Consider the following 1,476-nt stretch of genomic DNA (forward strand, 5'->3'; position numbering starts at 1 on the left):
CAACCCGCACCAGACAGCGACCAGAAGCACCTGCCGAGACGGGAGGCGCGCCAGATCGCTACGCGCTCCTCACATCTCAGCGTCCGGCGGCCGTCAGGGGTCCAACCCGCACCAAACAGCGGCCAGAAGCGCATTCCACGCTGGTAGGCCCACCAGACAGCGATTAGAAGCGCACTCCACGCTGGTAGGCCCATCGGACAGCGGGCAGAGGCGCATTCCATGCCGGTGGGCCCACCAAGCAGCGGGCAGAGGCGCATTCCATGCCGGTGGGCCCACCAGGCAGCGGGCAGGAGCGCATTCCACGCCGGTGGGCGCACCAGACAGCGGGCAGAAGCACTTGGGGAGCGGGTGGGTGCGCACCTCATGGCTCGACCCTCGGGGATCGTGAAAGTCACTGGGTGGCGAGCAGGAGCAGGGCGGCGAGGGAGCCGGCGAAGACCACGACGTGGCGGAGGTTTTGGAGGTAGGGCATCACCCAGCGGGGGAAGCCCTTCTCCGCGGCGGCCAGCATGGACTTGACGTCGATGCGGGCCAGTTCGGCATCGCCGGCGCAAACGCTGCGGTCACGGACGGAACGGCCGTCAGGTTGCTGTAGAGGATCGCGCAGTTCACGAGGACGACCAGCGACTGGACGACCCACGCGACGGTCCCGCTCCACCCCACCCCCGCGAGGGTGACAACGGCGGAGAACGTCAGGGCGGTGGCTATGCCGACGGGCGCCCACGTCTCGTGACCACCCGCGTCGAGACGCATCCCGTTCTCGGCCATCACGGTGGTACGAACTCCCTGTCGGCCCAGCTCGGCTTCCACCGCGGCCTGTGCGCGCCCTCCGTACCGGCTCCGAACCAGCGGAATGCTCAGGAAGGCGAGCGCGATCAGCAACTGCAGCCCGGCAATGACGACGTCCATGGTGGTTCCTCTTTTTCTGGTTACTGCCTGGGGACGTCCCCACCATCCCGCCGCCCCCTGACGAACCACGGACCCACCACTGACAGCCCACTGACAGACCGCACAAGACCTCCCGCCAGACCCCCTGACGGCCGCCGGACACCGAAATGCGAGGGCGCGCGTAGCGATCTGTCGCGCCCACGCCGCGGAATGCCCTTCCGGCCGCCGTCCGGTGCGCCCACGCCGTGGAATGCCCTTCTGGCCGCTGTCTGGTGCGGGTTGGGCCCCTGACGGCCGCCGGTCGCTGAGATGTGAGGAGCGCGTAGCGATCTGGCGCGCCTCCCGTCTCGGCAGGTGCTTCTGGCCGCTGTCTGGTGCGGGTTGGACCCCGGACGGCCGCCGGACGCTGAGATGTGAGGAGCGCGTAGCGATCTGGCGCGCCTCCCGTCTCGGCAGGTGCTTCTGGTCGCTGTCTGGTGCGGGTTGAGCCACAGACGGCCGCCGGACGCTGAGATGTGAGGAGCGCGTAGCGATCTGGCGCGCTCACCGGCCCCGCCTTCGGCGGTCATGGGGCCGGGCGGGGCATGG

At 69.4% G+C, this 1,476-nt stretch carries 1 protein-coding gene; it reads right to left on the minus strand.

Annotated features, from left to right (window positions below):
* Positions 1 to 471: 471 nt before the first annotated feature.
* Positions 472 to 909, minus strand: a complete 438-nt coding sequence (locus tag AB0D44_RS34355; RefSeq protein WP_362598836.1) for a hypothetical protein — start codon at positions 907 to 909, stop codon at positions 472 to 474.
* Between the last annotated feature and the right edge of the window lie 567 nt (positions 910 to 1,476).

Origin of the sequence: Streptomyces sp. NPDC048349 (genome assembly GCF_040651925.1) — a bacterium.
Classification (GTDB): domain Bacteria; phylum Actinomycetota; class Actinomycetes; order Streptomycetales; family Streptomycetaceae; genus Streptomyces.